6 protein-coding genes and 1 pseudogene are annotated in these 5,956 nt (G+C 46.0%); 5 read left to right on the forward strand and 2 right to left on the reverse strand.

All coding sequences use genetic code 11. The features are described 5' to 3' along the window. Positions 1-12 precede the first annotated feature (12 nt). From DSM107010_RS36320 to DSM107010_RS36335, 4 genes and pseudogenes are all read left to right on the forward strand, one after another. Positions 13-458: pseudogene (locus DSM107010_RS36320) on the forward strand (DUF502 domain-containing protein). 81 nt (positions 459-539) lie between these two features. Beyond that, on the forward strand, positions 540-1,214 hold the full coding sequence (gene nusB, locus DSM107010_RS36325; protein WP_015154360.1) for a transcription antitermination factor NusB: 675 nt from the start codon (positions 540-542) through the stop codon (positions 1,212-1,214). 70 nt (positions 1,215-1,284) lie between these two features. Beyond that, positions 1,285-2,934, forward strand: coding sequence for a signal recognition particle-docking protein FtsY (ftsY, locus tag DSM107010_RS36330; RefSeq protein ID WP_127025296.1), 1,650 nt, complete (start codon positions 1,285-1,287; stop codon positions 2,932-2,934). 441 nt (positions 2,935-3,375) lie between these two features. Then, complete coding sequence (locus DSM107010_RS36335) at positions 3,376-4,773, forward strand: PP2C family protein-serine/threonine phosphatase (RefSeq protein ID WP_041462442.1); 1,398 nt, start codon at positions 3,376-3,378, stop codon at positions 4,771-4,773. Here DSM107010_RS36335 and DSM107010_RS42660 read toward each other — a convergent pair. Continuing rightward, positions 4,766-4,897 carry a hypothetical protein gene (locus DSM107010_RS42660; RefSeq protein ID WP_277871367.1) on the reverse strand — a complete coding sequence of 44 codons (132 nt, stop codon included), beginning with the start codon at positions 4,895-4,897 and terminating at the stop codon, positions 4,766-4,768. The genes DSM107010_RS36335 and DSM107010_RS42660 overlap by 8 nt on opposite strands. Before the next feature lie 187 nt (positions 4,898-5,084). On the opposite strand from DSM107010_RS42660, the gene DSM107010_RS36340 reads away from it, so the two are divergent. Continuing rightward, positions 5,085-5,267, forward strand: coding sequence for a hypothetical protein (locus tag DSM107010_RS36340; RefSeq protein ID WP_041463045.1), 183 nt, complete (start codon positions 5,085-5,087; stop codon positions 5,265-5,267). A 156-nt stretch (positions 5,268-5,423) separates the two neighbouring features. Here DSM107010_RS36340 and DSM107010_RS40705 read toward each other — a convergent pair whose 3' ends face one another. Beyond that, positions 5,424-5,582, reverse strand: coding sequence for a hypothetical protein (locus DSM107010_RS40705; RefSeq protein WP_165587649.1), 159 nt, complete (start codon positions 5,580-5,582; stop codon positions 5,424-5,426). Between the last annotated feature and the right edge of the window lie 374 nt (positions 5,583-5,956).

Consider the following 5,956-nt stretch of genomic DNA (forward strand, 5'->3'; position numbering starts at 1 on the left):
TGCATTTTAGCGATCGGCTTAATGGCACGCAATATCGCCGGACGCTGGCTGCTCGATTTCGGAGAACAATTATTACAAGCATTCCCTTAGCTGGAGCAGTTTACAAAACCTTAAAACAATTGCTCGAAACCCTGCTTAAAGATTCTAATGGGAAGTTTCGGCGCGTTATTCTAATAGAGTATCCTCGGCGGGGTATATGGGCGATCGCCTTTGTCACTGGGATTATGAGTCATGAAATTCAATCTCACATGAATCGCCCGATGCTGAGCGTATTTATTCCCACAACCCCCAACCCAACCACCGGATGGTATGCCATTGTTCCAGCAGACGAAGCGATCGACCTATCCATGTCCGTTGAAGATGCCTTTAAAGTCATTATCTCTGGTGGTATTGTTTCCCCCAATGCGCCCCTACCCCCACTTTTGCTAGATCGCCAAGGACAAGCGATTAATCAGTGAACAGTTATCAGTTGTCAGTCACTGCCGAGCAACTACCAACTACCAACTACCAACTACCAACTACCAATTACCCTTCCAATAATGAAAGCACGAAGTATTGCTCGCGAATTGGCTCTGCTTAGTTTGAGCCAACTGCCTAATTCCTCAGAAAAATTGGAAGCGCAACAACTATCTAATTTGTTAGTTGCAGCCGTCAGAACTTTGACAACGGAAGTAGAAGATGCTCTAGAGACGGCTTCTGGAGAAGTTCAGCGGGCAAACGATCGCCTCTTGACGAGCGAAACCCGTGCTAACGATGTCCAAACAGCCAGAGCTATGTTGCAGGATGGGATTCAATTGACTCAAAGTGCAATCAATCGCCTTGCTACAGCCATGCAACTACCAGAGACGATCCAATCAGCCACGGCAGCAGAACCAAATTTTGATGTCCGCCGTTACGCACTAACACTTGTGAATACAGTCAATCAAAACCGAGCTGAAATTGATGAAATTTTAGAACAGGCTCTAGTAGACTGGCAATTAAATCGACTGGCGCGGATCGATCGCGATATCCTGCGGATTGCAGTAGCCGAAATTGAATTTTTAGGTTTTCAAGATCGGGTTAGTGTCGCGATCGATGAAGCAGTAGAACTCGCAAAGCGGTACAGTGGAGACGAAGGATACAAATTTATCAACGGCGTTTTGCGCCGCGTCACCGATCGCTTAAAACAAAAAGAAGTCGGAAGTCGGAAGTCGGAAGTCAAGAGTCAACAGTGACTGCTCGTGCGCTCCCTGCTCCCTGCTCCCTGTTCCCTGTTCCCTGTTCCCTGTTCCCTGATAACTGACAATGCCTTTTAACTGGTTCCGCCGCAAACACGATGAATCTTCTACTCCACAAGAGGAGCAACCTGCTACTCCAGCACCGGAGCAACCAGCAGACGTATCCCAGGAACAATCGGCTCAAGATGCAGCAGTAGATTATCTCAGCTTTGCTAAAGCAGCCTATAAAAGTATTCAAGAAAGGCAGCAGCAAGCTCCAGAAAAGAGAGCTGAGGGAGCTGAGGGAGCTGAGGAAACTGAGGGAGCTGAGGAAGCTGCTGAGTTAGCGGAATCCGAAGCAGAAGCTTTAGATACACAAGTAGAGCGACTTGTCAAGACGGAAGAGCCAGTTACGGCAGAAACAGCGACGCTAGCAGAACCGATCTCGACTGAGGAAATAGCTACAACAGAAGCATCAGCGATCGTAGAGGAAATAACACCAGAAGCAACTGCGCCGGAGGAAACAGCGGCAGAGGAAATAACACCAGAAGCAACTGCGCCGGAGGAAACAGCGAGCGTACCTTTTTGGGCAAAAGCAGAAGCAGAGCGTCAGGCAAGGTTGGAGAGGCTAAAGGCAACTGCGATCGAGGAACCAGAACCAGAAGTATTACAGCCAGTGACGGCAACAGAAGTTACTACACCTACAGCCGATACTGACTTAGCTCCTGACTTTGCTTTTGATGAAGGATTTTTGTGGTCGGCAGAGGTTCTGGCGGCGCAAGGACGGCGACCAGAAGATATTTCGCTCGAAGAAATTACTTGGTTGAAAAAGCTGCGGCAGGGTTTAGGCAAAACGCGCCGTAACATTGTCAACCAGTTAAAATCAATTGTCGGTCAAGGACCGCTGAACCAAGCAGCGGTGATGGAAATTGAGGCTCTGCTGCTGCAAGCGGATGTTGGAGTGGAAGCGACGGATTACATCATCGAAGCTTTGCAAAATCAGATCAAGCAAGCAGCCTTACCCCCAGATGCCGCGATCGCTTATCTGAAAAAGATTCTCCGAGATATGCTCGATCGCCCCCTGCAAAATTGCAGCCCTGTTTTTGTTCCAGAAAAAGATAGACTCAATATTTGGTTAATTACCGGAGTCAATGGGGCAGGTAAGACCACAACTATCGGTAAACTCGCCCATATCGCGCAGAAGTCCGGCTACGACTGCCTAATTGGGGCAGCAGATACCTTCCGCGCCGCTGCCGTGGAACAAGTGAAGGTATGGGGCGCAAGGAGCAATGTCGAAGTGATTGCCAACCCTGGTAAAAATACCGATCCAGCCGCAGTGGTATTTGATGCGATCGCTGCCGCACAAGCACGCAACACAGAATTACTACTCGTCGATACAGCTGGGAGACTGCAAAACAAGAAAAACTTGATGGACGAACTGAGTAAAATTCGTCGTATCGTCGATAAAAAAGCTTCCGATGCCCGTGTAGAATCTTTACTCGTCCTCGATGCTACCCTGGGACAAAACGGCTTGCGACAGGCAGAAGTGTTTGCTCAAGCCGCTCAGCTCAGCGGTGTAGTCTTAACTAAACTTGATGGCACGGCTAAGGGTGGCGTGGCTCTAGCAGTCGTGCAGCAACTCAATCTCCCAATTCGCTTCATCGGCGCTGGAGAAGGCATCGAAGATCTGCGTCCTTTTTCTAGCTACGAATTTGTAGAAGCACTGATCGGAACGTAACTAGGGGTTGGGGGAAGAAAGAGAAAACTAAGGGACAAGGAAGACAAGGGGGACAAGGAAGACAAGGAAGAATTCACCTGTTCATTCCCTACTGCCTACTCCCTCTAAATTCAGTAATACTTCGACAGCAACTGTATTGAATTTTAAGTTAAGATATCTCAACTTAACCTATCGCTTCTGCTTATGCGTAAAAGTCATAAAATGCAGCAACTAACTTAGTTTTAGTAAAATCCAAAATTAAAATTAACATTTTTTCAGCTACATTGTTGTCAAAGAATCTATACTAACAGGAGCAAAAGGGGGTAAAACACACTTTTTTTAGTGTAGCTGTAGGTATATCCTTCAAAAGACATTGCTAAACTACTTAGCTATTGGTTCTATGACTCTTACTGCCTAACTTGATGGCTCACGACTACTCTCTAACATAATAAAACTAAACCCGTGTCTGTGCCTCAACCGCCCTTCCAACCCACCGATCGAACTAGCAGCGCCGCTACTGATGTTAACCCAGTTGTAGCGCTCAAAGAACTAGTGGCGCGCCTGTATCGGGAACAGAATAAGGTACAAGATTTGCTAAGTTCCTTGGGATTTGCCCTCAGGAGCTTCAATAATTTGAATCAGTTTCTCGAACTAATTCCGTTAATAGCAACACGGGTAACGGATGCTGACGGCGGGGTATTGTTCCTCTACAAATCCAACGGTCAGGTGAGCTTGGAAAAGCTACACTGCCAAGATATTCACCAACGCAAACAAATCCGTAAAGCTTTAGAAACAGCCACGAGTGCCGTCACCACTGCACTTACAACAGCCCAAATCGTTCCTGCTACGGCAACTTTAGATGCTCAAGTCAGCCATCACTTAGGATCGCAAATACAGTTATTTGGTACGACAATTTTAGTCAAGCAGGCAGAACGGGGACGACTATACGTCTTTAGCAGCGATCCCGAATATACTTGGACGGAAACCAGACAGAAGTTAGTCCGACTTGTTGCCGATCAAACAGCAGTAGCAATTGAAAATGACGAACTAAAAGTAGAACTACGCAAAAAAGAGCGTCTAGACCGCGAGTTAGAAATTGGCGCAGAAATTCAATTACGACTTTTACCTCGCCAATGTCCTAACGTCCCTGGGGTATCTCTAGCGGCGAGATGTCAGCCAGCAAACCGCGTTGGCGGAGATTACTATGACTTCATCCCGATCGAGCGCGACTTGAATCAAGCAGACGGTAAAAGTAGCAACCCTGATAGTTGCTGGGGCTTAGTAATTGGTGATGTGATGGGCAAAGGGGTTCCAGCCGGACTCATCATGACTATGACGCGGGGAATGTTGCGCGCTGAGGCATTAAACGAACATTCTCCAGCTCGAATTTTGCAGCATTTGAATCGGGTCATGTATACCGATTTAGAAAATTCCCATCGTTTTGTCACTTTATTCTATTCAGAATACAACCCACAGACGCGCAGGTTGACTTACAGTAATGCAGCCCATCATCCGCCCTTATTATGGCAAGCAGCTACAAAAACAGTGAAGCGCTTAGATACTTTAGAGGGCATGTTGATCGGGCTTGAAGCTCATAGCAATTACGAAGATGCTCAAGTTCAGTTAGAACCAGGAGACACAATTATTTACTATACAGACGGGTTTACTGATGCTGCTAATCAAAGAGGCGATCGCTTTGACGAAGAAAGGCTAGAAGGCGAATTCAAATTTGCTTGTCGCCACTGTCAAGACCCCCAAGCAATTCTCGAATATCTTTTCGCTCAAGTTCACAAATTCATCAGTGGCGCAACTAACCAAAATAAAGACGATATGACATTAGTAGTGATGCGAATCAACTAGTAGTTGGTAATTGGTAGTTGTTGATTGTTGGTTGTTGGTTGTTGGTTGACAGCTCTTGCTCCCGAGCGCAACCTTGCGCTTCCTCAACTCCCTCAGCTCTCTTCCTCCCGCTCCCTTTCTTCACTGATAACTGGTCACTGGTCACTGGTCACTGATACTGGTCACTACCAATTCTATGTGTTACGACAGTCATGAACTTATGCTGCCTTGAGAAGGCAAATACTCAGCTAGGAGATTGACTCGTTATGGTTGTCGGTTCAGTTCTTCCACTCACTACGTGGTTTTCCCACTACACTCAAGTTTTGAGTTCTATGTCTCAAATACTTTGGCACTTGCCTTGGCATAGTACGCTAGCTCAAAGTATCAAAGATCCAGATCTGCTAGGTCAATGGCAGAAAGCTTTCGATCACTTTATCCAAACAGGGCAAGTATGGGCTTTGCTGATCGGGATTTTTATTGGCTTTTTAGTCAAAAGCATGACTAGCTTTGGTTAACAGTGACCAGTGACCAGTGACCAGTGTAAAAACGTTACATGCAACATTTTTACACTGTGTCAGCAACCGAGATTGTAAATAAGAACCAGGGTCTTTGTTCTTTACAGAAAGCTTGGTTGTGGCTGATAACTGATAACTGATAACTGTTAACTGGTCTTAGTTACTAGCTGCTGTATCCTCATCTTCCTCAGCCTGTGGTTGAGGTTGATTTCTACGATTCTGCATCCGACCCGTAGTTGCACGTTTACGAAACTTACGGGCATATGCCTGATTCCGTAGCGCCTTTTCTTTTTTTTGGTTACGGCGCTTAGCCATGTTCACCTCATTATTTGTAGACAACAAAACACCACCCCTAGAGTTTCTAGAGGCGATTGGACTCACCGACATCAGCGGTATTTTCCCAGCTTAGCGGATTAATGTCATAAGTATAAACCAATCGGACTGTAGTAGTCAGCTAATTCCAACTTAGCACGCGCGATCGCCACCATTTGCATTAAGAAACATTAATGAATCTCAATAGTTAATCTCGGGAAAAAGCTATAGCTAAATACAGCTCTGGGCATAGTTTTGAGTTGGAGATCGATAAATGATAAGATGAATTTAAACTGTATTAGGCGGTTTCTATCAAACAGAATACCAGTTGAGCTAAGATGCAATTATGCGCTCAACCTTGTAGGAGCAAAGCCTTG

This window comes from Chroococcidiopsis cubana SAG 39.79 (assembly GCF_003991895.1).
Classification (GTDB): Bacteria; Cyanobacteriota; Cyanobacteriia; order Cyanobacteriales; family Chroococcidiopsidaceae; genus Chroococcidiopsis; species Chroococcidiopsis thermalis.